This is a genomic window from Bradyrhizobium sp. SZCCHNR1002 (assembly GCF_032381435.1).
Lineage (GTDB): Bacteria > Pseudomonadota > Alphaproteobacteria > Rhizobiales > Xanthobacteraceae > Bradyrhizobium > Bradyrhizobium aeschynomenes.
The window spans coordinates 91,824-115,962 of the sequence record NZ_JAUHIS010000007.1 but is presented as its reverse complement, the minus strand read 5'-3'; the positions used below and the strand labels follow the sequence as shown (position 1 = coordinate 115,962).

Genomic DNA, 24,139 nt, shown 5'->3' with positions numbered 1-24,139 from the left:
GGTCAGGTCCGCGCGGGGCTCAGCCTCCAGGCGGCAAACAGCAGGCCTGCGGTCATCAGGCCGCAGATCGCAGCGGCTTCGGGCAGCGCGAGCGCCAGCGCCGCGGTCGCGGCCCAGCCGATCGACGAGAACGCCTCGGCGAAGGTCGCAAGCCGCGACGAGGTCTGACGGCGCCGGAACTGGCTGCGCCGCGCCTGGATGCGGAACCAGAGCTGAATGGCGGTCGAGGACATCGTGGCAACCAGCACCGCCGCCGCGGTGACCAAAGCCTGCCATGGCGCGATCCAGCCGAGCGCGAGCACCAGCGGCGCGAAGATCACCGCGATCGTCATGAGCACGACCTCGATCTTCGCGCGCACAATGCGCGCGGCGGTCAGCGGGGCGGTGGCGACCAGTTCGGGCGCATCCTCGCCGGAGATCGTGAGCCAGGCGAGGCCGCCGGCGAGCTGGCCTGCCGCCATCACGATGACCGGCGTGATCAGGATCACCGCCTGCGAGCTGTCGGAATAGCTGCGCCACAGCAGCAGCGCCGGCGGCACCAGATAGAGCAGCTGCATCAGCGTCTGCGAGATCAGCCAGGGATCGCGCCGCAGCAGCATGAACTCCTTGCGCCTGAGCGCCTGCTGCCGCGAGCCGCCGCGGAAGCTGCGGATCCGCGCGCCGGTGCGGCTGGTGACGCCTTGCGCGGCGGCACTGATCGCGGTGTCGGCAAAGCGCGGCGAGAACACCATCATGACGACGCCGAGCAGCAGCAGGCCTGCGGCAAGCAGGATCAGCAGCGCCTGAATGTCGCCGAGCGCGGCGCGCGCCGGCAGCCACACGACGCTCTCCGGGTCGGGCGCGATGGCCGCGGCGGCATCGGAGGTGAGCACGGCAAAGCGCGACAGCGTGCCGTAGGACACGATCGCCGCGATCTGCAGCACGATGACGAAGCCGGCGCCGATCACGGCGGCCAGGATCTGCGCCACCAGACGGGTGCGTGCAGGGCCGATCAGGCGGAACAGAATGATCGTCACCGCGATGGCAGCCGCGGCCGCCGACAGGCCGACCGCTGCGACGACGACGAACGCAGCCAGCCAGCGCACCCCGCCCTCGATCAGCAGCACGTCCACGAAGGGCGTCGCCAACAGCAGCGCCATGCTGGTGACCGAGAGCGCGATGGCCGCGATCCGGACAGAAAAGATCTCAGCCAGTCGCACCGGCGAGGACATGATCAGGTCGAGATCGGCACGGGCATAGAACACGCGTGTGACCGACTCGATCGCCTGCGACAGCATCAGGGCCCACGACAGCATGATGGTCGCGGTGATGACGATGAGAGCAGTCTTGTCGAGCGGCGGCTGCAGATCGGCATAGCGGCCGACCACGGCCCAGGCCGGCAGATGCATGATCGCGCCGAACAGCACGAGGCCGATGATCGCGGCGCGCGTGCGGCGGCGTCTGCCCGCGGTGATCATTCCGAGCCATTCCCGCCAGGCGAGCCTGAGCTCGTGGCGGGCGAACCAGGCCAGCGTCGCCGCCCGCGTCATGCCGCCGACTCGACGTCGACCAGCGCGATGAACAGCTCCTCGAGGCTGGTATCGGTCCGGCCGTTCTGCTCGCGCAGCTCGGCAAGCGTTCCCTCGGCGACGATCCGCCCGGCGGCGATGACGCCGATCCGGTCGGCCATCCGCTCCGCCACTTCGAGAATGTGCGTCGTCATGATCACGGTGCCACCGCGGCGGACGCGCTCGGCGAGGAGCCCCTTGACGTGACGGGCCGAGACCGCATCGAGGCCGGTGAGCGGCTCATCGAGAATGATCAGTTGAGGATCATGGACCAGGGCGCCGGCGAGCGCCACCTTCTGGCGCATGCCCTTGGAGAAGCCTTCGCAACGCTCGTGCAGATGCCGCTCAAGCCCGAGCGAGACCAGCAGCTCGCGCGCCGCCTGACCGGACGTCATGGGATCGATGCCCCACAGGCCGGCGACGAATTCGAGATATTCGAGCGGCGTGAGCTTGTCGTAGATCATCGGCTCGTCCGACACCCACGCCATCACCTGTTTGGCGGCAATGGGCTCGCGCAGCGCGTCGATGCCGAAGATCGCGATCTCGCCTGCGTCCGGACGCAGCAGGCCGGCGACCATGCGCAAGGTCGTCGTCTTGCCGGCCCCGTTCGGGCCGACGAGGGCGTAGAACTCACCGGCGCGCACGACGAGATCGAGCCCGTCGACGGCCGGCCGTTCGAAACATTTGGTTAACCCTCGGACGGTGAGGGCGGAGCTCTGTGGGGTCATGACCGCTCATTCGGTTCGCATCGGCAACTTGGACGCAACTCGTTGCGGCGCGGTGAACGACCACTCGATCGTGATCGTGACGAGCCTTCCCCGCGACCGGCTCCGAGAGCCCGAACCGGATCGCTCCGGCCCAACCTGGCGTCATGATCCGAACGCAGGGCGATTTCGTTAGCACGACGACCAGCCGCCATCGCGGCTGCGCGGCTCCGGCGAGGATGGACGTGACGGAACAGCTGATCGCGACGGCGACGAGTGACGGCACTCCGGAAGCAGCAGCGGCCCTGCCCCTGCACACCATTCGCCTGGAGTCCTTCCCGCGCGGCGGCGTCGCTGCGGTGTTCGGCGCCAGCGGCGGCATCGGCTCCGCGCTGAGCGCGATGCTGACCGACAGCGGGCGGTTCGACGCCGTGGTCGGCTTCAGCCGCAGCACGGTTCCTCCCTTCGACCTCACGGATGAAGAAAGCCTCGCGCGGGCCGCCGAGCAGGCGGCGGACGCTGGCGAGGTCCGGCTCGTGATCGTCGCAACCGGCGTGCTGCAGCAGGGCGAGACGCTGCCGGAAAAGAGCTGGCGCGAACTCGATGCCGACCGTCTTGCCCGCGCCTTTGCCATCAACGCCACCGGGCCGGCGCTGCTGATGAAGCATCTGCTGCCGAGGCTCCCGCGCAGCGGCAAGGCGGTGCTCGCCGCGCTGTCGGCGCGGGTCGGTTCGATCGGCGACAACCGGCTGGGCGGCTGGTACGCCTACCGGGCTTCGAAGGCGGCGTTGAACCAGCTCGTGCGTTGCGCGGCCATCGAGCTTGCCCGACGGGCGCCCGAGGCGATCTGCGTCGCGTTGCATCCCGGCACGGTGGCGACACGGCTGTCGGCGCCGTTCACCTCGGCCGCGGGCATCGCACCGGCCGAGGCCGCGCGGCATCTGCTCGGTGTCATCGACCGACTCGGAGCAAAGGACTCCGGCGGCTTCTACGACTGGCGCGGAACACAGGTCCCGTGGTGACTCCCCATGCCGAAGATGCGCCGCAAAGCCGATTTGCCGACCAAGACCTGCACCGCCTGCGGTCGCCCTTTCGCGTGGCGGCGCAAATGGGCGCGCGACTGGGACGAGGTGAAGTTCTGTTCCGACCGCTGCCGGTCCGAGCGCGGCCGGGCGTTTTCTTCGATGCCCAAGAAGCGAGCGAGCTAGCCTCATGATGCCTGGCGTCCCCTCTCCGATGCGCGCGCTCGGCCTTGCCGGGCTGATCCCGTTTGTCGGCCTCGCTGGGCTGGTGATCGCGGGTGACGAGACGGTCCGGACGGCCGCACTGCGCGCACAGATCGGCTACGGGGCGGTGATCGCCAGCTTTCTCGGCGCGATCCATTGGGGGTTGGCGGTGCAGACGCCGGCGCTCTCGACCCTGCCGCGCATGGGCTGGGGCGTGACGCCGGCTTTGCTCGGCTGGGCAGCGCTGCTGCTGCCACCTGTCCCGGCGCTGGTGCTGCTGACGACGGCACTGCTCGCAGCGCTCGTGATCGATGAATTCAGTTTCGGCGGTGGCGATCGGCGGGCCTGGTTCCTCAAGCTGCGACGGCTGCTCAGTGTCGGAGCCATGCTGTCCCTGCTCGTCACCTTGATCGACCTCGTCGTGAAGGGTCCACCGGACTCGGCCTGATATCCGCACCGCCATGGACAAAGCCGTCATGCCTCGGGCAAGCTCGCGCATCCCCCGTGAGGCGCCATGAACATCCTGCTGCTGAATCCAAACATCCGCACCGACATCACCGATCTCATGCTGCAGGTCGGCCGCGACGCTGCGGCACCCGGCACGACGCTGATCCCCTGCACCGCGCCGCGCGGCGTGCCCTATATCGCCACTCGCGCAGAGGCGCAGATCGGTGGCGCCGTGGCGCTGGAGATGCTGGCCGAACGCAACGGCAGCTTCGATGCCGCGATCATCGCCGCGTTCGGAGATCCCGGCCTGTTCGCGGCCCGTGAGCTGTACGACGTGCCGGTGATCGGGTTGGCGGAAGCCGCGATGCTGACCGCCTGCATGGCAGGGCGTCGCTTTGCCATCGTCACCTTCGCGCAGGCGCTCGGCCCCTGGTACGAGGAATGCGTGCGCATGCATGGGCTGATGGAGCGCTGCGCCGGCATCCGCATGCTCGACGGCAGCTTCAAACAGATCTCGGACGTGCAGCACGAGAAGGAGGAGTTGCTGGTGGAGCTGGCGCTGCGCGCGGTGGAGGAGAACGAGGCCGACGTGCTGATCTTCGCCGGTGCACCGTTATCGGGACTTGCGGCCCGCGTCGCACACCGCATCCCGGTGCCGGTGGTCGATCAGGTGATCGCGGCCGTGAAGCAGGCCGAGGCGCTGCTGGCGCTGAAGATGCGCAAGGCCACGGCGGGCACTTTCCGGAGGCCCGCGGCGAAGCCGACGACGGGCCTGCCGGAGGCCCTGGCGGCGCGGCTCGAGCATCGTGACGTGTAGTTGACACTGGAGGATCGTGAGAGGTCACAGCCCTCTCCCCACGTCATTCCGGGGCGCGCGTCAGCGCGAGCCCGGAATCCATAACCACGACTGTCTGTGACGACATGAGGTGTGCCCACGACCATCTCGCCCAACAATATCTGCCTGTGGGCATGGATTCCGGGCTCGTCCTTCGGGCGCCCCGGAATGACGTGGGGAGAGAGCTGGCCTTCGACCGACAGCTCGCGCTTGGAGTGAGATCTCATTCCCTCCTCACACCTCAATACCGGCTCCGCCTCTACTTGTACACAAACGGCCGCCACTGCCTCAAAAGACGGCACGCTTCTTGCTTTTTCAACTTAGTTGAGCAGGAAGCCCATGGCCAGCGTATCGGAAGCCAAGTCGCTCGTTCTCGATCGGATCACGCACCGCTTTGCCAGCGGCACGATGGCCGTCTCGGACATCAATCTCGATGTGAAAGGCGGCGAGATCATCGCCCTGCTCGGCCCGTCCGGCTGCGGCAAGACCACGCTGCTGCGCATCATCGCCGGCTTCATCGGCCAGAGCGAAGGACGCGTCATCATCGGCAATGACGTCGTCGACGCGCTGCCGCCCAACCGGCGCGCGGTTGGCATCGTGTTTCAGAACTACGCGCTGTTCCCGCATCTGTCGATCGCGGAGAATGTCGGCTACGGCCTCGCCGCGCGCGGCGTCGACAAAACGACGCGCAACAAGGAGGCGCAGCGGCTGCTCGACATGGTGCAGCTCGGGCCGTTCGGCGAGCGCTTGCCGCGGCAGTTGTCCGGCGGCCAGCAGCAGCGCGTCGCGCTGGCGCGCGCGCTCGCGATCAAGCCGTCGATCCTGCTACTCGACGAACCATTCGCCGCGCTCGACAAGAATCTGCGGCTGGACATGCAGATCGAGGTGAAGCGGCTGCAGCGCATGGCCGGAACGACGACCTTGATCGTGACCCACGACCAGGAGGAGGCGCTGTCGATGGCCGATCGTGTCGCCGTCCTCAGCCATGGTCATCTGGAGCAGTTCGGCACGCCCAGCGAGATTTACGACCAGCCGCAGACGCTGTTCGTGAACACCTTTGTCGGCACCGCGAACAAGATGAGGGGCACCGTGATTGCGACCGACGCGGGCAATGTCAAAGTCGCCCTGGAGGCGGGCGGCGAGATCATCGCGCGTGCGCCAAATCCGGTTCGTGCCTCAGACAAGGTCACTGTCTGCCTGCGTCCCGAGCACCTCGCCTTCGTCAGCGACGACTCCGGCTTTGCCGGCGAGATCGGCATGGCGCTGCCGCTTGGCGCCACCGTGGTTCACGAGATCAAGGCCAAGGACGGCTCGAGCATCAAGATCTCGCAGGCCCGCACTGGCGGCACACCGCTGCGCGAAGCCGGCACGCCGGTGCGCGTCGCGCCGCTCGCGCCGGGGCTCGCGACCGTGTTCCCGCAATAGACAACCAACACATCGGAGTGAAACATGATGCTTGATCGCCGCCGGCTCCTGACCAGCGCATTGACGCTGGGAGCCATGCACGCCTTTCCGGGCCTGAGCCTCGCGCAGGCCCGGCCGCTGGTGTTCGCGACCTTCACCGGCAGCTGGGAGGAGGCGCACAAGGCGGTGCTGGTGCCCGCCTTCCGCAAGGCCAATGGCGACGCGGGCATCGTGCTCGACCCGATGCTATCGGTCGACCAGATCGCCAAGGTCAATGCCGCCAAGGCCAATCCGCCGATCGACGTCATGCTGCACGATCCGGGTCCTGCGCTGGTCGCGATCGGCCAGGATCTCGTAGAGCCCTACCCGGCCGACAAGAGCACCTATTTCAAGGACCTGATTCCGGAAGCGCAGGACGCGATGGGCCCGGCGCCGTTCTTTCAGGTCGTCGGCCTCACCTACAATCCGGAAACGGTGAAGACGCCGCCGACGTCCTGGGCCGATCTGTGGAAGCCCGAGTTCAAGGGCAAGGTCGGCATCACCAACCTCAACTCGACGCTCGGCACCGGCTGGCTCGTCGAGATCGCGCGCATGCGCGGCGGCTCGGAGGCCAATGTCGACGAGGGCTTCAAGGCGCTGGAGGAGCTCAAGCCGAACCTCGCCGCGGTCGCCGCCAATCCCGGCGCGCTGGCGACCCTGTTCCAACAGGGCCAGATCGACATCTCGCCCGGCAATTTCAACGCCATCCAGATCCTCAAAGCCCGCGGCGTACCGGTCGAGTTCGTGGCGCCCAAGGAAGGCGCGATCGCGTTCAAGACGACGATCCACATCGTCAAGAATTCGCCGAACAAGGAGCTTGCCTTCAAGCTGATCGAGGCGGCGCTGTCGCCGGAGGTGCAGACGACCCTGATGAACTCGCCCTATCTCATCGTGCCGACCAACACCAAGGTTGCGATGTCCGGCGAGATCGCCAAGGTGCTGGCCAAGGACACCGCGGAGCTGAAGAAGAAGTTCGTGTTCCAGGACTGGAAGAAGATCAACGAGCAGCGTGCGTCCTGGATCGAGAAGTTCAATCGCGACATCAAGATCTGAGCCATGAAGAGCGCCACGACGGCACCGGGAGACGTGACCAGCTTCAGCCTAGGGCTTGCGCTGCCTTTGGGCCTGGTGTTCGCGGTCTTCTTCGTGCTGCCGCTGGCACAACTGCTCTATCTCTCGCTGCACAACGACACCGCGGCGACGGTGTGGGGGCTCGGCCAGTACATCAAGTTCCTGACCGATCCCTTCAGTCTCGCCGTGCTCGGCTCGACGCTTCTGCTCGGCGCCGAGGTAACGCTCGCCTGCCTCGTGCTCGGCTATCCCATCGCCTGGCTGTATCAGCGTTCGGGCAGCCGGGTGCAGACCCTGATCATCATGATCGTACTGCTGCCGCTGCTCACCAGCGTGGTCGTCCGCACCTTCGCCTGGATCGTCATTCTCGGGCGGCAGGGCATCATCAACTCGGTGCTGCAATCGCTCGGCCTGATCGGCACGCCGCTGCGCATGATCTACACGCAAGGCGGGCTCATCGCGGCGCTGGCGCAAGTGCAGATGCCGCTGATGGTGCTGCCCCTGATCACCGCGATCGGCCGCATCGATCCCAACCTCTCCGACGCCTCGGCATCGCTCGGCGCCGGCAGCTGGCGCACCTTCTTCAAGGTGATGCTGCCGCTGTCGATGCCCGGCATCATCGCCGGCTGCACCCTCACTTACGCCGCGGCGATCACCGCGTTCATCACGCAGTCGCTGGTCGGCGGCGGGCAGATGCTGTTCATGCCGATGTATCTGTATCAGCAGGCCTCGACGTTGCAGAACTGGCCGTTCGCCGCCGCCATCTCGATCATCTTCCTGTTCGCGGTGCTGGCGATCGTCGCGCTGTTCTCGACGCTCGGCCGGCGCGCCCGCGGCTATGGAGACGCGCGATGAGCCGGCGGCAGAATAATCTCGAAGCGCTGAGCTTCCAGATCGTGATGACGGTGATTGCCGTGCTGGCGCTGATCCTGATCGTGTCACCGTCGCTGGTCGTGGTGATCGTCTCCTTCACCTCAGGCTTCTCACTGAAGTTCCCGCCGCCCGGCTATTCGACGCGCTGGTATGTCGAGCTGTGGAACGCCTGGCAGCTGCAATTCGCCGCGCGCAATAGCGTCGTCGTCGCACTGTGGTCGACCGGGCTGTCGGTCGTGCTCGGCGTCGCCGCGGCGCTCGCGATCTCGCGATCGAAGACGCTGACCGCGAAGCTGCTGGACTCGCTGTTCATGTCGCCGCTGGTGCTGCCGGCGCTCGCCTTCGGGCTCGCGGCGCTGATGTTCTTCTCGCTGATCGGGCTGCCGGTGTCGCTGCTGACGCTGGTCATCGGCCACACCATCGTCTGCGTGCCCTATGTCGTCCGCAACACGGTGGCCGCCTTGGCGCAGCTCGAGCCGACACTGCTGGAAAGCTCGGCCATCCTCGGCGCCAGCAGGCTCTACACCTTCCGCCGCATCGTTCTGCCGCTGATCCGCCCGGGCATCATCTCCGGCGCGTTCATCGCCTTCATGTCGTCGTTCGACAACGTCCCGGTGTCGCTATTCCTGCGCGACGCCGCCACCGACATGCTGCCGATCCGGATGTGGCAGGATCTCGAAGGCAAGCTCGACGTCACCATCGCCGCGCTGTCCAGCGTACTGATCATCGCCACGGTAGCGCTGATGGCGATCATGGAGCGGACGACAGGGCTGTCGAAGCGGCTGACGGGCTAAGGCTGCTTGGCTCTCATCAGTGCCGGCTAGTGCCCGTCTCCATCAGCGCCGTCATGGCCGGGCTTGTCCCGGCCATCCACGTCGATCGGCGACTGCGGACAGACGTGGATGCCCGGGACAAGCCCGGGCATGACGAGCATCTCCTTGGTAGCGACCTCGTTCAATCAGCGTAGGACGGGGGGAAGGCATATCGCCCTCAAGCCCCGCGGAAGATCGAGTATCCCCACGGGGTGAACTTCAGCGGCAGATGAAAATGCTCGTCGACCTTGTCGATGGCGAAGCGAAACGGCACTGTGGTCAGGAATTTCGTTTGCGCGTTTGCCCCGAAGAACTCACCGATATGGAACAGCACTTCATACTCGCCGGCGATGACGCCGTCGCCCTTGACGATCGGCGCCTGCAAGGTGCCGTCGGCACCGAGTGCCCCTTCGGCGAGCAGCGTGCGGTCCGGCGCCACCCGCCAGATCGCGACACCAAGGCCGAGCGCCGGGCGCCCGTTCGCCACATCGACTGCATGAACCGAGATACCGCCGGCCATTTCGTGCTCCGCCATCAGGTTGCCGCGGCATGATAGACGCGAAACCCGAGGCGGCGCCAGCGCCGCCGCTGTGGCCTGCCCTCGTCGCGATGACCGCGCTGCAGGCGCTGGTGTCGCTGGCGCTGTTCGCACCGGGCACGGTGGCGCCACGTGCCGGGCTCAGCATCGAGGAATTGTCGCTGTTCTCGACCGCGGCGTTCGCGATCAGCCTGGTGTCCTCGTTCTGGGGCGGCACGCTGGTGCAGAAGATCGGCTCGCTGCGCGTCGCGGCGCTGTGCGCGGTCGTCGTCTGCGTCGGCATGTCGATGGCCACACTCGGCCAAGGCTGGGCCTTGCTCGGCGCCGGCCTCGTGCTCGGATTAGCCGCCGGGCCGGAAACGCCGGCGAGTGCGGCCCTGCTCGGACGCCTCGTGCCGCCGGAGCAGCGCGCGATGGTGTTCTCGATCCGGCAGACCGGCAGCCAGATCGGCGCGGTCGTCGGCTCGCTGCTGCTGCCGCCGCTCGCGGTTGGGCTGGCGCCGAGCTCCGCCTATGCCGCGGTGATCATCTGCGCCGTGATTGGCTTCATCAGCTTCGAGCGGCTGCGGCCGGCCTACGCGGTCAAGCTGCCGCCGATGCCGTATCTCGGCCTGCGGCAGCGGCTGCAACTCGTCAGCTCCGACCGGCGCATGGCCGCGCTCGCGGTCGCCTCGATCCCATTCAGCGGCATGCAGGTGATCCTCAACACCTGCTACATCTCCTTCGGCACCTCGGAACTCGCACTCTCTCATGTCGAGGCCGGCTGGCTGCTGGCCTCGGCGCAAGGCGCGGGCCTGATCGGACGGCTCGGATGGGGCGCGGTCGCGACGCGGCTGCGCTCGGCGCGCGCCGTGCTGGTGATGGCGGGCGCGGGCATGGCGGTGTGCGCGCTGCTGCTCGGCCTGTGGGGACCGTTGCTGAGCGGATCGATCCTGGTGCTGCTCACCTTCGTGTTCGGACTGACGGCCAGCGGTTGGAATGGCGTGTTCATCGCCGAGATCGCCAATCTCGCCAAGCCAGGGCGCGTGGCGGAGGCCACCGGCGCGGTGCTCACCACGTCGTTTCTCGGCCTCGTCGCGGCGCCGCTGCTGGTGGCGGCGCTGACGCCGCGCATCGGCCTCGGCGGCAGCTTCGTCGCGCTTGGATTGATGGCGGCTGCAGGCGCGGCCGTGCTGCTGATGGAGCGATCGCATGCGCGCAACTGAGATTGCACGCGCCGTCACGGCGCGAAAGACCACGGCCAGGCACATGGCCGAGCAGGCGTTGGCGCGCATCGATGCCGGCCGTTCGCTCAACGCCGTCATTACGATCGATCCGGATCGGATGCGCGCCGAGGCCGATGCGGTGGACGCGCGCGTCGCCGCCGGTGAGAGCTTGCCGCTGGCCGGTGTGCCGGTGGTGATCAAGGACAACATCTGGGTCGGCGGCTGGCGCATCACGCAAGGCTCGAAGCTGTTCGCCGGGTTCACCGCACCGGAGGACGCGATCGCAATCGTGCGCCTGCGCCGCGCCGGTGCGGTCATCGTCGGCATCGGCGCCACCTCGGAATTCGCCTGCAAGGGCGTCACCACGTCGCTGCTGTACGGGCCGACGCGGCATCCGCAGAACCCGGAACTCACGCCGGGCGGATCATCCGGCGGACCGGCCGTCGCCGTGGCCGCGGGGCTCGTACCGCTGGCGATCGGCACCGATGCCGGCGGCTCGAGCCGACGGCCGCCCGCCCATGTCGGCGTGGTCGGCTTCAAGCCGTCCTACGGCGCGATCCCCTATGGACCGGGTTTTGCGGAGGCCGGCTGGGGCATCTCGGTGATGGCGCCGATCGCCGCCGATGTCGAAGACGCGAGGCTCGCTTTCGAGGCGATGGCCGGCTTCGATCCGCGCGATCCCGCGACGTTTGCGCTGCCAGGAGCGGATCACGCCAAGCCACTGCGCCTCGCCTACTCGCCGCGGCTCGGGCTCGACGTCGCGGTCGATGATGAGGTGAGCAGCGGTCTGCACCACGCGGTCGATCGGCTGCGCGCCGCGGGAATGGCGATCGCCGACGCAGATCCGGTCTGGCCCGCAGACCTTGCCGAGGACGCGGTGATGCCGCTGCAGCATGCCGGGCTGGCGGCGCTGTATGGCGACGCCTTCCGCAGCGATGCCACGCAGTTCGATCCTGATATCGCCAAGCAGATCGAGCGCGGCCTCGCGCTCAGCGGCGCCGACGTCGCGCGCGCGCTCGAAGCCAGCACGCAGATTGCGCGCGCCTTTGCGGCGTTCTTTCTGGACGTCGACGTGCTGCTGGCGCCGACCGTGCCCTGCGTGGCCTGGCCGTTCACGCAGCTCGGCCCGTCCATGATCGGCGGCCGGCCGGCGAGCCCGCGCGGGCATGCGGTGTTCACGCCGTTCGTCAACCATGCGGGGGTGCCGGCGATCTCGATTCCGTGCGGAAGGAATGCGCAGGGGCTGCCGTTCGGAATGCAGCTGATTGCGGCGCGCGGGCGGGATCGCCTGCTGCTGGATGTGGCTGCGGCGGCGCAGCGGGCATTGCTGGGCTAGCTTGCCTCAGCTCTCGCAGCCCGCGCGGTGCTCATCTCGCCCTGCAGCCGGCCGGGCAATCGCATATGGAGATGCTGGGCCGTCGCGGCGAGCAATCCTGCACATTAGTTACTCCGTCATGCCCGGGCCTGTCCCGGCCATGACGACTTGGAGAGAGACGGGCACAAAATTGCGATCGCCATAGGCGATCGCCCTGCCGCAACCGGGACGAGGGAGGCACCGCCTCCTGGCAACCAGCGTCGACTGGGCCCCCTGATCTGCCGCTCACCCCTGCTCGAACTTCTTCGCCAGCCTGGCCCGGGTGATGTGGCCGATCTGGTCGATGGCATTGGCGATCTCCGTGTCCAGGTCGTTGCTGATGCGACGGTCCATCTCGGCGATCACGGAGGGGCGGTCGGCGTGCAGTGCGAGCGCCACGATCAGCGGCATGCCGAACTTGTCGCGATAGCGGCGGTTGATGTCAGCGACACGCTCGAACTCGGCGCGCGACAGCGACGTGAAGCCGAGCCGGCCCTGCTCGCCGATCGAGTCGTTCGTCATCTCCCCGGCCAGCGCCTCGCGCCCGGCGAGCTCGGGATGGGCGCGGATCAGCTTCAGCTTCTCGTCGCGGCTCATGCCGCGGACGACGTTCATCAGCGTCGTATGCAGCGCATCGGCGGCATCGTCGAAGGCGGACAGGCCGGCGCGATAGGCGCGCTCGGCAATCTCGGGCGTGTGCTCGAAGATGTCGCCATAGCGCTCGACGAACAGCACGCGGGACATCTGCGATGGGCGAAGATGACCGGCCGGCGGATGCGTCCGGATCCAGTGCCGGGCAATGTCGAGCCGGGTCGCGACCCAGACCTTGTCGTAGCTCATGATGTAGTCGAGGAAGCGCGCCAGCGCAGCGGCACGTCCGGGACGCCCGACCAGCCGGCAATGCAGTCCGACCGACATCATCCGCGGGCAGTCGGCGCCTTCGGCATAGAGCAGATCAAAGCTGTCCTTCAGATAGGCGAAGAACTGATCGCCCGAATTGAAGCCCTGAGGGGTCGCGAAGCGCATATCGTTGGCGTCCAGCGTATAGGGCACGATCAGTTGCGGGCCGTGCGGTCCTTTGATCCAATAGGGCAGCTCGTCGGCGTAGGAATCCGCGCTGTAGACGAAGCCCTGCTCCTCCAGCACGATGTCGAGCGTGTGCTCCGACGTGCGGCCCTGGTAGAAGCCGAGCGGCCGCTCGCCGGTGAGCGCGGTGTGAAGCCGGATCGCCTCCTCGATCTGAGCACGCTCATCGGCCGCGGAGACATCGCGATAGTCGATCCATTTCAGACCGTGCGAGGCGATCTCCCAACCGGCCTCCTTCATCGCGGCCACGGCGTCCGGATTGCGCGCCATGGCGGTTGCGATCGCGAACACGGTGACCGGCAGCCTGCGCGACGTGAACATCCGCCACAGCCGCCAGAACCCGGCGCGCGAGCCGAACTCGTAGATCGACTCCATGTTCATGTGGCGCTGGCCCGGCCAGGGCGCTGCACCGACGATCTCCGACAGGAACGCCTCGGAGGCGGCGTCGCCGTGCAGGATGTTGTTCTCGCCCCCCTCCTCGTAATTGATCACGAACTGCACGGCGATGCGGGCATCGCCCGGCCAGCGCGGATGCGGCGGCGTGCGGCCGTAGCCGATCATGTCGCGCGGATAGGAATCAGCAGTCATCGACTCAACTCCCGCGATAGGTCTGGTAGCTCCAGGGCGTCGCAAGCAGCGGCACGTGATAGTGCGCGCCGGCATCGGCGACCGCGAAGCGGAGCGGGATCAAATCCAGGAACAGCGGATCATCCGCCGCAAGGCCGTGGGCCTTGAAATAGGCGCCCATGTGGAAGGTGAGCATGTAGGTGCCCGTGGTGAGCTCGTCCCCGGCCAGCACCGGCTGGTCGGTACGCCCGTCGGCATTGGTGCGGACCTGCTTGACCCGGTGCCAGGATCCGTCGGGCTCCAGCACATCGAGGTCGATCGCGACGTCGGCGGCGGGCTTGCCCCTGACCGTGTCCAGAACATGCGTGCTCAGCCGCCCCATCCGTTACCCCCAAATGCTACGAGTCCAACCAGGACATTAGCAGCAGCCGGGAGTGTGCTCGAAGCGATTTTCTTCGACGCGTCAGCCCGTGATGACGTCGGCGAAGAACGTCACCGGGCCCATTTGTCCGCCCTTGAGGATGATGTCGCGGCCGTCGAGATGGGGATCGTCGCTGTGCAGGCGGCACAGCGGCGCGCCAGGGACCATCGGCGCCCGGTACGACAGGCCCCAGGCGTCGAGCGCCGCGACCGCATGGCTCGACGTATCGCCGCCGGCCACGACGATGCGCGAGACGTCGGCTTCGCCGAGCACAGCACCAAGCAGTGCGGCGGTCGCCTGCGCCACCCGCGCCATCTCCGCGCCGGGAGCCTCGTTCGTGACCAGCATGACGTGTCCCTGGGCAAGGCCCGCGATCGCCGCACGCCCCAACCCGTGCTGATACGCGGGATCCGCGAGCAGCCTCGCCGGCTCGATGGCGATGATCTGGTAGCCGCGCGCCGCCGCGACCTGGGCCCGTGTCACCGGCGACAGGCTGCCGACCAGCGCCAGCACAGGGCCGCCGGTGCGCGGCCGAGCGTGAGGCAGGACGAACGGCGCGGCCGGCTCGTCCCAGACGGCTGCCAGCGCCCGCGCCACCGAGCTCGGACCGACCGCGAGCATCGGCCCCGCGACGAGGTGATCCGTCAGCAGCCGGCCGATGACGACCAGGTCGCTCTCCTGGGCGACATCGAACAGGACGGCATGAGGCGCGGCCGCCAGGTTGGCATCGAGCCTGGCCTCGGCATCCCCCTCCGCATAGGCGCGGTAGTCGATCAGGGCGACCCTCTCCAGCCCCTGCGCTGTCAGATGCCGGCGCAGATCGGCCTCCGCCATCGGAGTGACCGGGTGCTTGCTCATCGTCGGATGACGATCGATGCGATGGACGGCGCCGCCGGCGCCGGCTGCGGCGAACAAATTGCCGAACAGGCAATAACGGCCGAGATTGGGTTGACCACCCAGGATCGGCACCAGCGGATTGGCGACATGCCGTCGCAGCACTGCCACGGCGGCGCCGATGCTGCCGATATCGGGCGCGCTGTCGAACGTCGAGCAGCATTTGTAGTGCACAACGTCGACGCCGAGCGCGGCGAAGGCGCGGCCGGCGGCATCGAGCTCCGCGGCAGCGGCATCGGGCGGCATCGAGCGCGCTGCGCCGGCGATGCCGACGGCATCGAGCGGCCCGGCCGCCGCCAGTTGCGAAGAGGTCGGCGGACGCAGGAACAGCAGCGCGCGACGGCCGCGCTCGGCCCAGGTCGCGAGCGTATCGGTGGCGCCGGTCAGGTCGTCGCCATACCAGCCGACCCGCGGCCGCGCGAAATGCGCCGGCGCACTCATCCGGCGCGCCCGAAGGTGGCCAGCGCCTGCCGCAACTCCGGCTGCTCGCGTGCAGCCTGTTCGAGCCGTACTCCCGACATCACCGCGTCCCAGGCCTGACGGATGCTGGTCACGCCCGCCGCGGGTCCGCCCGGATGCGCCATGATGCCGCCGCCGGCCATGAACAGGAGATCGGCATGGCCGATCGCGGCAAAGGTCGCCTGGACCGTCGCAGCGGACTGCCCGGACGAAAACGCCGGCAGCACGCGATCGTCGCAGCCTTCGGCCAGCGGCGTCACGCAATCCCTGGCCGCGCTTACGACCTCCTCGTCGTCCTGCGCGAACTTGCCCTGCAGGCCGTGCACATGCATGTGGTCGACGCCGGCAAGCCGCCACAGCGCCTGATAGGCCTGAAAGCCGATGCCGAGCAGCGGATGACGCGAGATCGCTCCAAAGCCGTTGCGGTGGCCATGGAGGGCGAGATCGGTGCTGCGGCGAAGCGTCGTCACCGCAGAGAATCCGCACCAGTTCAGCGACACCATGGCGCAGGACCCGCCGTGCTGCGCGATCAGATCGGCGTGGCGCCGCATCGCGTCGGTCTCGTCGGTGATGTTGAACGCCATCATCACGTGCTTGCCGGTTCTGTCCTGACGCCGCTTGACGGCGGTGAGGACGGCGGGAATTCGCTGGGCAAGCGGAGCATGATCGGGATCGGCCGAGATCTCGTCGTCCTTGATGAAGTCGACGCCGGCGGCACAAAGGCGCGCAACCAATGCAGCGGTCTCCTCGGCGTCGAGACCGATATTCGGCTTGATGATCGAACCGACCAGCGCACCCTTGCTCACGCCCGTGAGCCGGCGCGTGCCGGCGATGCCGTGCTTCGGCTTGTCGAAGCGCGCGCGATACGTCGCCGGCAGCGTGATCCGCTCCAGCCTGAGGCCGGTGACCTCGCCGAGATCGTAGAGATTGCCGGCGACCACCGAGGCCAGCGTCGGCAGATTGGCGCCGACATTGACCACGGGAAACGCGATCGTCACGCGCGCCCGGCGATAGGGTCCATCGACGCGTTCGCGCCGCAGCCAGGCATTCGGCAGGCTCGGCTGATCCGCCGGCGGCAGTTCGACGATTTCGGTCACAGTGGCCCGGGCACGCGCGCGCAGATCGTCGGTCTCGCCCTCGACGCGGGTGAACGTGCCGCAGGACTGCTCGCCCGCCATCACCTCCGCCACGACAGCGGGATCGAGCGGCGTCTCGATCAGATAGCTTGCCTCGAAGCGGTCGAAGGCCGTCATGCTCACAGCCTGCTGAGATCCGGGAACGGGCGCACCGGATCCTTGCCGTCCCAGTTCTGCGAGGCCTCGCGGATCATGCGGAACATCGTGCCCTTCGGCCCCAGCACCTCCGACAGCTCGATCACGGTGCCGGGATGATAGTGCGTGTCAAAATAGATGAAGCGGCCGCGCTCGCCAACCTCGCCGCCCATGACCGGCTTGAAGCCTTCGCCGAGCAGCCGTTCGAGATCGGCATCGAAGCTTTCGGTCCAATAGGCGACATGCTGCAGGCCGGAATGGCCGGCTCGCGTGAAGTCGCGGTACATCGACGGCACGTCGTTGCGGCACTGGATCAGCTCGATCTGCAGCGGTCCTGAATTGGCCAGCGCCACCGAATTATGCGGCTCGAAGCTTTCGCCCCGGTACTGATAGTTCCGGATCGGCACACGCTCGTTGTAGAAGAACGGGCCGACGCCGAGCACACGCGACCAATAGTCCATCGCCGCCTCGATGTCGGGTACGACATACCCGGCTTGACGGATCTCGCCGAACAGGCGGCTCATGGCAACGTCCTTTCCAACACTCGCTCAATCATCAAAGGAAGCCGGTCGAGAACCACGGGATCGCGGCCACGGCGACGAGGCCAAGCAGCAGCGCGAGCACATAGCTCCAGATGTAGCGCAGCCCCTCGTCCGGATTGATCTTGCTGATGGCGCAGGCGCCGTAATAGCCGACGCCGAAGGGCGGCGCGAACAGGCCGATGCCCATCGCGAAGATCACGACCATCGCATAGTGCACCTCGTGCACGCCGGCCTGGCGCGCGATCGGGAACAATAGCGGTCCGAACAGCACGATCGCAGGAATGCCTTCGAGGATGCTGCCGAGGACGATGAAGGTGAGGATCGAGATCGCAAGAAAGCCCCAGGCGCCGCCGGGAATGGCCGCCATCAGCTCCGCCAGCTTCTGCGAGAAGCCGGATTGGGTGAGGCCCCAAGCCATCGCGGTGGCGCAGCCGATGATGAAGACGATGGCGCCGGTCAATGCGGCGGTCTCGACCAGCATCGCCGGCAGCCGGCGCCAGTCGAACTGGCGGTAGATCAGGAGGCCGGCGAGCACGGAATAGGCGATGCCGATGGTCGAGACCTCGGTGGCCGTCGCGACGCCCTCGACCACCGCCAGCCGGATCACGAACGGCAGCGCGATGGCGGGCAAAGCGATCAGGCCGAGCCGTCCGACCTCGCGCCAGGACGGGCGCGCGATATGGCTGAGATCCTCGTTGCGATAGCGCCACCAGACGATGCTGCACAGGCCGAGGCCCAGCACGACGGCCGGCAACATGCCGCCGGTGAACAGCGCGGCGATCGAGACGCCGGTGACGGAGCCGATCGTGATCAGCACGATCGAGGGCGGAATGGTTTCGGTCTGCGCGCCCGTCGCGGCGAGCAGCGCGACGAGGTCGCCGGGCTTGGCGCCGCGTGCGCGCATCTCCGGAAACAGCACCGGTGCGATCGCGGCCATGTCGGCGATCTTCGAGCCGGAGATGCCCGACACCAGATACATCGCGCCGATCAGCACATAGGAGAGGCCGCCTCTGACATGGCCGAGCAGTGACGACAGCCATTGGATCATGGCTGCGGCCATTCCCGTCATGCCGATCAGGGCGCCGAGGAAGATGAACAGCGGCACCGCCAACAGCACGAGATGGCTCATGCCTTCGTCGAGCCGTCCGACCATCACCAGCATTGGCGTCGAGGTGGTCAGGCCGAGATAGCCGAAGGTGGCGAGCGCAAAGGCGAAGGCGATCGGTACGCCGGCAAAGACGTTGAGGCCAACGACGCCGACGAAAAAGACCACGAGGTTGAGCCGTCCGAGCGGCTTCAGCACAGGCCCTGCAAGCCAGAACAGCAGCAGCAGCGCAGCCGTGAGCGCGATCGCGAGCAACGCCGGCTTGAGCGCATGCAGCCGCAGCAGACGGAACATTGCTGCGAGCAACATCAGCGTGATGCCCGCCGGAATCGCCGCCGCACGCCAGGCGCTGGCGATCTCCAGCGCCGGCGTGACGATGAAGCGCTCATCCGAGGCGTAGTCCAGCGCATGCGGCAGGATCAGCAGCAGCAGCGCGATCGACGCTGTCATCGCCACGGCTTCGAGCAGAGCGCGGGTGGCGGGTGACACCCGCGCGACGATGCCCGTCATTCGCATATGCTCGCCGCGGCGGAGCGCAATCGCTGCGCCCAGCATCGACAGCCACAGGAACAGGATCGAGGCGAGCTCGTCCGACCATACCAGCGGGGCATGCAGCACATAGCGCGCAACGACGCCGGCGCCCAGGATCAGGATCTCGACGACCAGCACGATCGCGGCGACGGCCTCGACGATGCGGCCGACGGCGAGCTCGATCCGGTGGGCAGCCGCCACCAGGCCCGATGCCGGCAGGTCCGGCGCCGGCATCGCAACCGCGTGACTGTCCATGGCGAGTGACTCCCGAAGCATCTGGACGATCAAGCGAGCACGCCGACCTCTTTCTCCAACAGGCCCCAGGCCTCTGGACCGAAGCGCTCCTTCCATTCCTTGTAGAAGCCGGCGTCGCGCAGCTTGGCGCGGAAGCTGTCCGGCGCGGCCTTGTTGAAGGCCAGGCCCTTGGCCTGCAGATCGGCCTGGACCGATTCATTCAGCCATCGGACGTCGTCGCGCTGCTTCATGCCGGCCTCGTTGAGCGCCTCGGTGATGATCGTCTTGACGTCATCGGGCAGGCCGGCCCAGGCGCGGCCATTGGCGACGAACCAGAAGCCGTCCCAGATGTGGTTGGTAAGCGCGCAGAACTTCTGCACCTCGTAGAGCTTGGCGACCTGGATGATCGAGACCGGGTTCTCCTGCGCATCGACGATGCGGGTCTGCAGCGAGGTGTAGACCTCGCTGAACTGCAGGCTCGCGGGCGCCGAATCCAGTGCCTTGAACATCGACAGGCTGAGCGGGCTGACCGGCACGCGGATCTTCAACCCCGCCATGTCCTTGGCCGACTCGATCGGCTTGCTGCTGGAAGTCATCTGGCGGAAGCCATTGTCCCAGATCTTCTCGAAGGCGTGCAGATTGACCTTGGCAATCGCGGCCCGGACATGTGCGCCAAGGCCGCCATCCATCGCGCGCCACACCTGATCGTAATCGGCGAAGGCGAAGCCGACCGCGTTGATCGCCGCCACCGGCACCAGCGTTGCGATCACCAGCGCCGAAGGCGTGAAGAAGGTGATGCCGCCATTGCGCACCTGGCTCAGCATGTCGGTATCGCCGCCGAGCTGATTGTTCGGGAAGATCTTGATCTCCACCCGGCCGTTGGTCTTGGCACGAACCTGGTCGGCCGCCTGCTGCGCGCGGATGTTGAGCGGATGGGTCAGCGGCAGATTGTTGCCGTAACGCAGCTCGATCTCGGCGGCGCGCGCCACCATCGGCGCCCCGATCACGGAGGCCGCAGATGCACTCGCAAACGCCCCGAGGACGCTGCGCCGGCTCAGATTGATCATGACTTCCTCCCCCTTTTGTTTGGCTGGCCGGCCCTTGTTCCGGGCCCTTGCCGTGAGGTCGGACGCACGATAGAGAGCACAATTGACGGCCGTCAAACTCATTTATTGATGGTTTTTGATGGGTTTTGGCTCGACGGGGGGCAGTCGATGACGGACACGAACAGCGAGGCGCCGCGACGCCGCCGCCTGGCGCGCATCGATGACATCGCGCGTCTGTCCGGCGTCTCCGCCGCAACCGTCGATCGCGTCCTGAATCAGCGACCTGGCGTCCGCGCCGTCACGGTGCAGCGGGTGCTACAAGCTGCCAACGAGCTCGGCTATCTGATGGATGGTACGCTGCCGGCACAGGCGCTGAAGCCGTGGCGGCTCGGCTTCCTGCTGCCGGCCGGCACCAACCGCTTTCTCAACATGCTGGGACGGCTGATCATCTCATCCCAGGATCAGCTCGCTTCGTTCAACATGCGCGCGCGCGTCGAGCACATCGAGAGTCTCAAGCCGGATCTGTTGGCGCAGGAGCTGCTGCGGCTCGGCCGCGAGGTCGACGGCATCGTGTTCATGGCGATCGAGCATCCGGCCGTCCGCGAAGCGGTCGATGTGTTGGCCGACCGCGGTGTGCCGACGGTGACCTTGATCTCGGACATCGCCAACACGCGCCGGATCGCCTATGTCGGCCTGGACAATCGCGCAGCCGGACGCACAGCGGGCTATCTCATCGCGCGCTTCATCGGCAACCGCCCGGCGCAGGTCGCCATGATCGCGGGCAGCCTCAGCTATCGCGCTCATGAGGAGCGCGAGATGGGCTTCCTGCATCTGTTTCGCGAGGAGTTTCCCGACATCGAGGTCGTCGGGCTGCGCGAAGGTCACGACGACGAGGCCAACAATTATCGTCAGACCAAGCTGCTGCTGGCGCGGCATCCGCGCCTCGCCGGGATCTACAACATCGGCGGCGGCGCCGACGGAATCGGGCGCGCGCTGCGCGAGGTCGGCCGCCAGCGTGACGTCGTGTTCGTCGGTCACGGCCTGTCGCCCGATACCCGCGCGATGCTGCTGGATGGCACGATGGACGCCGTGCTCACACAGAATCCCCAGGCCTCGCTGATGGATTGCATCACGATCTTCTCCAGCCTGCGTGCGGGGCGCACCGTGCAGGAAGCCGCCATGCGCGCCCGCACCGAGCTGATCGTGCGCGAGAACCTGCCGTGAGCAGAATTCTCAGCCGGCGTCCTTGCCGAAGCGCTCGACCAGGAAGTCGATGAACAGCCGCACCTTCACCGACAAATGCCGCGTCGGCGGATAGATCGCGTAGAGCGCGAGCGGCGGCGCGGTGTAGTCGGGCAGGATCGCAGCCAGTGCGCCGCTGGCAAGCGCGTCGGCAGCGATGAAGCGCGGGATCAGCGCAATGCCCTGCCCCTTGATGGCGACGTCGCGCAGCACCTCGGCATTGTTGACGCACAGGCTCCAGGCCGGCTGGATCCAGTGATCGCCATCGGCTCCGCTGAGCTTCCACTGATTGCCTGTGAGCAGGAAGCCGTAGGTCAGCGAGGTATGCCGGCGCAGATCGTCCGGGACCTGCGGCTTGCCGTGACGCTCGAGATACGAAGGCGCGGCGCAGACGATGCGCTCCACGGGCATGATCCGCCGCGCCACCAAGCTCGATGATTCCAGCTCGGCGATCCTGAGCGTCACGTCGAAGCCGTCCTGCACCGGATCGAGCAGGTCGTCGCTGAGCACGATCTGCAGCTGCAGCTCTGGATAGCGCGCCATGAAGTCGGCCACCACGGGACCGAGCCGCATGGTGCCGAACGACATCGGCGCGTTGACACGCAACAGCCCGCGCGGCGCGGCCTGCGACTGGCTGACCGCCTGATCGGCCGCGTCGAGCTCGGCAAGGATCGAGGCCGCGCGCTCGAAATAGCGTTGCCCGGCCTCGGTCGGACTGGCGTGCCGGGTGGTGCGGACGATCAGCTGCACGCCGAGGCTCGTTTCGAGCTCGCCGATATATTTCGAGATCGCCGAACGCGACAGCCGCAGCTGCCGACCGGCCTCGGCGAAGCTGCCGCTCTCGACGACCTTTACGAAGGCCCGCAGGCTACCGAGCTTGTCCATGATCCCCGGATCGTCATTGTCGCCAAATCGTAGACAGAGACGTCACAAGAGCACGGATTGTCTCCAAAACAAAGCCAGCCAATATAGCGCCATACCAGTTCAACGGCCCGAGGGCCAAGCGACAGGAGACTCACATGCCCGGACTGCACCACGTCACCGCGATCGCCGGCGATCCGATCCGCAATTTCGGCTTCTACACCCGCGACCTCGGCCTGCGTTTCGTCAAGAAGACGGTCAATTTCGACGATCCCGGCACCTACCACTTCTACTACGGCGACGAGACCGGCCGCCCCGGCACGATCCTGACCTTCTTCCCCTGGACCGGCGTGCGGCCCGGCCGCCGCGGTGTCGGCGAGACGCACCAGACCGCGTTCCGGGTGCCGCAGCGCTCGCTCGGTTACTGGACGCAGCGCCTCACCGAGAAGGGCATCGCCTATGAGGCGCTGGAAAAGCGCTTTGGCGAGTCGGTGCTGCCCTTCACCGACCCCGACGGCATGGCGCTCGCCCTGGTCGGCGTGCCCGGCGCGGAGAACGAGCCCGGCTACAGCAATGGCGACATTCCGGCGGAGCATGCCATTCGCGGCTTCCATGGCGTCACGCTGCTGCTCGACTCGGCGGAGAAAACTGCCGCTGTCCTCACCGACGTGTTCGGCTTTGCCGAGCAGGGTCGCGAAGGCTCGGTGATCCGCTTCAAGGCTCCCGGCGCTGCAGAAGGCAGCGTGGTCGACATCTACGAAGCCAAGGGGTTTCTGCGCGGGGCGCAAGGCGCAGGGTCTGTGCACCACATCGCCTTCCGCGCGGCCGACGACGCCGCGCAGGGCGTCATGGCCCAGAGGCTGGTGGATCGTCACGGCCTGCATCCGACCGAGCAGAAGGACCGCAACTACTTCCGCTCGATCTACTTCCGCGAGCCCGGCGGCGTGCTGTTCGAGATCGCGACCGACATTCCAGGCTTCGCGGTCGACGAGCCTGTCGCCGAGCTCGGACAGAACCTGAAGCTGCCCGCGTTCCTCGAATCCCACCGCAAGCAGATCGAGGGCGTGCTGCCCAACCTCGAGGAGGCCGTATCATGACCGGCGCATTGTCCTTCACGCACCGCTTCCAGCCTGGAAGCACGACGGGAGCGGCGCCGCTGCTGCTCCTCCACGGCACCGGCGGCGACGAGAACGATCTGCTGCCGCTCGGCGCCACGCTCGCGCCCGGCGCAGCCCTGCTGTCGCCGCGCGGGCAGGTGCTCGAGCATGGCATGCCGCGCTTCTTCCGCCGTCTGGCGGAAGGCGTGTTCGACGAGGACGACGTCCGCCGGCGTGCACTGGAGCTCGGCGCCTTCATCGGTGAGGCACGGCAACGCTACGGCATCGAAGCTCCGGTCGCGGTCGGCTATTCCAACGGCGCCAACATCGCCGCCGCGCTGCTTCTGCTGCAACCCGAGGCTCTGGCCGGCGCGGTGCTGATCCGCGCCATGGTGCCGCTGACCCAGCCGCCGGCGGTCAAGCTGGCACGCAAGCCGGTCCTGATCCTGTCCGGATTGACCGACCCGATCGTGCCTGCCAGCAATTCGGCGAAGCTGTGCAGCCAACTCATCGAGGCCGGCGCCGACGTAACTCACACCACGCTGCCAACCGGGCATCAGCTGTCACAGGCGGACATCGCACTCGCCCGCGATTGGATCGCCGGATTGCCGCAGGCGATGGCAGCCTGACCAGCATCTGCACTTGCGGCGCCGATCGATCCTGATCGAGAATGCCGCATCCGCGTCGGCATCGGAACGCACCATGCGGCTCCGGTGCCGGCGGCAGAT

At 67.3% G+C, this 24,139-nt stretch carries 24 protein-coding genes; 13 read left to right on the top strand and 11 right to left on the bottom strand.

Annotated elements, in window-relative coordinates:
- Positions 1-2 precede the first annotated feature (2 nt).
- Positions 3-1,529 carry a permease gene (locus tag QX108_RS27995; protein WP_315722211.1) on the bottom strand — a complete coding sequence of 509 codons (1,527 nt, stop codon included), beginning with the start codon at positions 1,527-1,529 and terminating at the stop codon, positions 3-5.
- Positions 1,526-2,275, bottom strand: a complete 750-nt coding sequence (locus tag QX108_RS27990) for an ABC transporter ATP-binding protein (protein ID WP_315722212.1) — start codon at positions 2,273-2,275, stop codon at positions 1,526-1,528. Before QX108_RS27990 ends, QX108_RS27995 begins: the two co-directional genes overlap by 4 nt.
- Positions 2,276-2,496: 221 nt before the next feature.
- Here QX108_RS27990 and QX108_RS27985 point away from each other — a divergent pair, with 221 nt between their 5' ends.
- From QX108_RS27985 to QX108_RS27950, 8 genes are all read left to right on the top strand, one after another.
- Positions 2,497-3,273, top strand: a complete 777-nt coding sequence (locus tag QX108_RS27985; protein WP_315783730.1) for an SDR family NAD(P)-dependent oxidoreductase — start codon at positions 2,497-2,499, stop codon at positions 3,271-3,273.
- Positions 3,274-3,279: 6 nt separating this feature from the next.
- Complete coding sequence (locus QX108_RS27980; RefSeq protein WP_315722214.1) at positions 3,280-3,459, top strand: DUF2256 domain-containing protein; 180 nt, start codon at positions 3,280-3,282, stop codon at positions 3,457-3,459.
- Positions 3,460-3,463: 4 nt separating this feature from the next.
- Positions 3,464-3,925 (top strand): DUF3429 domain-containing protein, encoded by a 462-nt coding sequence (locus tag QX108_RS27975; protein ID WP_315783728.1) that lies wholly within the window; start codon positions 3,464-3,466, stop codon positions 3,923-3,925.
- A 66-nt stretch (positions 3,926-3,991) separates the two neighbouring features.
- The gene (locus tag QX108_RS27970) at positions 3,992-4,741 is read left to right on the top strand and encodes an aspartate/glutamate racemase family protein (RefSeq protein WP_315783726.1); all 750 of its coding nucleotides are present in this window, start codon (positions 3,992-3,994) and stop codon (positions 4,739-4,741) included.
- 357 nt (positions 4,742-5,098) lie between these two features.
- A complete protein-coding gene (locus QX108_RS27965) occupies positions 5,099-6,184 on the top strand; it encodes an ABC transporter ATP-binding protein (RefSeq protein WP_315783724.1) in 1,086 nt (361 codons plus the stop codon).
- A 24-nt stretch (positions 6,185-6,208) separates the two neighbouring features.
- Positions 6,209-7,255 (top strand): ABC transporter substrate-binding protein, encoded by a 1,047-nt coding sequence (locus QX108_RS27960; protein WP_315783722.1) that lies wholly within the window; start codon positions 6,209-6,211, stop codon positions 7,253-7,255.
- A gap of 3 nt (positions 7,256-7,258) precedes the next feature.
- Positions 7,259-8,128 carry an ABC transporter permease gene (locus tag QX108_RS27955; RefSeq protein WP_315783720.1) on the top strand — a complete coding sequence of 290 codons (870 nt, stop codon included), beginning with the start codon at positions 7,259-7,261 and terminating at the stop codon, positions 8,126-8,128.
- Complete coding sequence (locus QX108_RS27950) at positions 8,125-8,940, top strand: ABC transporter permease (RefSeq protein WP_172111586.1); 816 nt, start codon at positions 8,125-8,127, stop codon at positions 8,938-8,940. Before QX108_RS27955 ends, QX108_RS27950 begins: the two co-directional genes overlap by 4 nt.
- Positions 8,941-9,136: 196 nt before the next feature.
- Here QX108_RS27950 and QX108_RS27945 read toward each other — a convergent pair whose 3' ends face one another.
- Entirely contained in the window at positions 9,137-9,478 is a 342-nt protein-coding gene (locus tag QX108_RS27945) for a hydroxyisourate hydrolase (RefSeq protein WP_315783718.1), read from the bottom strand.
- 29 nt (positions 9,479-9,507) lie between these two features.
- Here QX108_RS27945 and QX108_RS27940 point away from each other — a divergent pair, with 29 nt between their 5' ends.
- Together QX108_RS27940 and QX108_RS27935 are read left to right on the top strand one after the other, a co-directional pair.
- Positions 9,508-10,701, top strand: coding sequence for an MFS transporter (locus QX108_RS27940; protein ID WP_315783716.1), 1,194 nt, complete (start codon positions 9,508-9,510; stop codon positions 10,699-10,701).
- The gene (locus QX108_RS27935) at positions 10,688-12,037 is read left to right on the top strand and encodes an amidase (RefSeq protein ID WP_315783714.1); all 1,350 of its coding nucleotides are present in this window, start codon (positions 10,688-10,690) and stop codon (positions 12,035-12,037) included. Before QX108_RS27940 ends, QX108_RS27935 begins: the two co-directional genes overlap by 14 nt.
- A gap of 264 nt (positions 12,038-12,301) precedes the next feature.
- Here the strand turns inward: QX108_RS27935 and puuE are convergent, their stop codons facing one another.
- The 7 genes from puuE to QX108_RS27900 form a co-directional block, all read right to left on the bottom strand.
- A complete protein-coding gene (gene puuE / locus QX108_RS27930; RefSeq protein WP_315783713.1) occupies positions 12,302-13,729 on the bottom strand; it encodes an allantoinase PuuE in 1,428 nt (475 codons plus the stop codon).
- Positions 13,730-13,733: 4 nt separating this feature from the next.
- A complete protein-coding gene (gene uraH, locus QX108_RS27925) occupies positions 13,734-14,090 on the bottom strand; it encodes a hydroxyisourate hydrolase (RefSeq protein WP_172111590.1) in 357 nt (118 codons plus the stop codon).
- 81 nt (positions 14,091-14,171) lie between these two features.
- Positions 14,172-15,464, bottom strand: coding sequence for a four-carbon acid sugar kinase family protein (locus tag QX108_RS27920; protein ID WP_315783710.1), 1,293 nt, complete (start codon positions 15,462-15,464; stop codon positions 14,172-14,174).
- Positions 15,461-16,735, bottom strand: coding sequence for a ribulose-bisphosphate carboxylase large subunit family protein (locus QX108_RS27915; protein WP_315783708.1), 1,275 nt, complete (start codon positions 16,733-16,735; stop codon positions 15,461-15,463). The genes QX108_RS27920 and QX108_RS27915 overlap by 4 nt, the downstream gene beginning before the upstream one ends.
- 2 nt (positions 16,736-16,737) lie before the next feature.
- Positions 16,738-17,277: a VOC family protein gene (locus QX108_RS27910; protein WP_315783706.1), complete on the bottom strand. Its 540-nt coding sequence runs from the start codon at positions 17,275-17,277 to the stop codon at positions 16,738-16,740.
- A gap of 31 nt (positions 17,278-17,308) precedes the next feature.
- The gene (locus QX108_RS27905) at positions 17,309-19,165 is read right to left on the bottom strand and encodes a TRAP transporter large permease subunit (RefSeq protein ID WP_315784149.1); all 1,857 of its coding nucleotides are present in this window, start codon (positions 19,163-19,165) and stop codon (positions 17,309-17,311) included.
- A 50-nt stretch (positions 19,166-19,215) separates the two neighbouring features.
- On the bottom strand, positions 19,216-20,229 hold the full coding sequence (locus QX108_RS27900; protein ID WP_315784146.1) for a TRAP transporter substrate-binding protein: 1,014 nt from the start codon (positions 20,227-20,229) through the stop codon (positions 19,216-19,218).
- A gap of 150 nt (positions 20,230-20,379) precedes the next feature.
- On the opposite strand from QX108_RS27900, the gene QX108_RS27895 reads away from it, so the two are divergent.
- A complete protein-coding gene (locus tag QX108_RS27895) occupies positions 20,380-21,435 on the top strand; it encodes a LacI family DNA-binding transcriptional regulator (protein WP_315722228.1) in 1,056 nt (351 codons plus the stop codon).
- Between the two features lie 9 nt (positions 21,436-21,444).
- On the opposite strand, the gene QX108_RS27890 is transcribed toward QX108_RS27895, so the two are convergent.
- Positions 21,445-22,338, bottom strand: coding sequence for a LysR family transcriptional regulator (locus QX108_RS27890; protein ID WP_315783704.1), 894 nt, complete (start codon positions 22,336-22,338; stop codon positions 21,445-21,447).
- 134 nt (positions 22,339-22,472) lie between these two features.
- Here QX108_RS27890 and QX108_RS27885 point away from each other — a divergent pair, with 134 nt between their 5' ends.
- Positions 22,473-23,411 (top strand): ring-cleaving dioxygenase, encoded by a 939-nt coding sequence (locus QX108_RS27885; protein WP_315722230.1) that lies wholly within the window; start codon positions 22,473-22,475, stop codon positions 23,409-23,411.
- Positions 23,408-24,040, top strand: a complete 633-nt coding sequence (locus QX108_RS27880) for an alpha/beta hydrolase (RefSeq protein ID WP_315783702.1) — start codon at positions 23,408-23,410, stop codon at positions 24,038-24,040. The genes QX108_RS27885 and QX108_RS27880 overlap by 4 nt, the downstream gene beginning before the upstream one ends.
- The last annotated feature ends 99 nt before the right edge of the window (positions 24,041-24,139 follow it).

Excerpts from the sequence above, each read along its gene's own strand:
- QX108_RS27960 (WP_315783722.1), top strand. The coding sequence starts at position 6,209 with ATGATGCTTGATCGCCGCCGGCTCCTGACCAGCGCATTGACGCTGGGA.
- QX108_RS27965 (WP_315783724.1), top strand. The coding sequence starts at position 5,099 with ATGGCCAGCGTATCGGAAGCCAAGTCGCTCGTTCTCGATCGGATCACG.
- QX108_RS27980 (WP_315722214.1), top strand. The coding sequence starts at position 3,280 with ATGCCGAAGATGCGCCGCAAAGCCGATTTGCCGACCAAGACCTGCACC.
- QX108_RS27945 (WP_315783718.1), bottom strand. The coding sequence starts at position 9,478 with ATGGCCGGCGGTATCTCGGTTCATGCAGTCGATGTGGCGAACGGGCGC.
- puuE (WP_315783713.1), bottom strand. The coding sequence starts at position 13,729 with ATGACTGCTGATTCCTATCCGCGCGACATGATCGGCTACGGCCGCACG.
- QX108_RS27950 (WP_172111586.1), top strand. The coding sequence starts at position 8,125 with ATGAGCCGGCGGCAGAATAATCTCGAAGCGCTGAGCTTCCAGATCGTG.
- uraH (WP_172111590.1), bottom strand. The coding sequence starts at position 14,090 with ATGGGGCGGCTGAGCACGCATGTTCTGGACACGGTCAGGGGCAAGCCC.
- QX108_RS27990 (WP_315722212.1), bottom strand. The coding sequence starts at position 2,275 with ATGACCCCACAGAGCTCCGCCCTCACCGTCCGAGGGTTAACCAAATGT.
- QX108_RS27970 (WP_315783726.1), top strand. The coding sequence starts at position 3,992 with ATGAACATCCTGCTGCTGAATCCAAACATCCGCACCGACATCACCGAT.
- QX108_RS27955 (WP_315783720.1), top strand. The coding sequence starts at position 7,259 with ATGAAGAGCGCCACGACGGCACCGGGAGACGTGACCAGCTTCAGCCTA.
- QX108_RS27920 (WP_315783710.1), bottom strand. The coding sequence starts at position 15,464 with ATGAGTGCGCCGGCGCATTTCGCGCGGCCGCGGGTCGGCTGGTATGGC.
- QX108_RS27885 (WP_315722230.1), top strand. The coding sequence starts at position 22,473 with ATGCCCGGACTGCACCACGTCACCGCGATCGCCGGCGATCCGATCCGC.
- QX108_RS27880 (WP_315783702.1), top strand. The coding sequence starts at position 23,408 with ATGACCGGCGCATTGTCCTTCACGCACCGCTTCCAGCCTGGAAGCACG.
- QX108_RS27940 (WP_315783716.1), top strand. The coding sequence starts at position 9,508 with ATGATAGACGCGAAACCCGAGGCGGCGCCAGCGCCGCCGCTGTGGCCT.
- QX108_RS27935 (WP_315783714.1), top strand. The coding sequence starts at position 10,688 with ATGCGCGCAACTGAGATTGCACGCGCCGTCACGGCGCGAAAGACCACG.
- QX108_RS27890 (WP_315783704.1), bottom strand. The coding sequence starts at position 22,338 with ATGGACAAGCTCGGTAGCCTGCGGGCCTTCGTAAAGGTCGTCGAGAGC.
- QX108_RS27995 (WP_315722211.1), bottom strand. The coding sequence starts at position 1,529 with ATGACGCGGGCGGCGACGCTGGCCTGGTTCGCCCGCCACGAGCTCAGG.
- QX108_RS27915 (WP_315783708.1), bottom strand. The coding sequence starts at position 16,735 with ATGACGGCCTTCGACCGCTTCGAGGCAAGCTATCTGATCGAGACGCCG.
- QX108_RS27905 (WP_315784149.1), bottom strand. The coding sequence starts at position 19,165 with ATGCCGGCGCCGGACCTGCCGGCATCGGGCCTGGTGGCGGCTGCCCAC.
- QX108_RS27910 (WP_315783706.1), bottom strand. The coding sequence starts at position 17,277 with ATGAGCCGCCTGTTCGGCGAGATCCGTCAAGCCGGGTATGTCGTACCC.
- QX108_RS27895 (WP_315722228.1), top strand. The coding sequence starts at position 20,380 with ATGACGGACACGAACAGCGAGGCGCCGCGACGCCGCCGCCTGGCGCGC.
- QX108_RS27975 (WP_315783728.1), top strand. The coding sequence starts at position 3,464 with ATGATGCCTGGCGTCCCCTCTCCGATGCGCGCGCTCGGCCTTGCCGGG.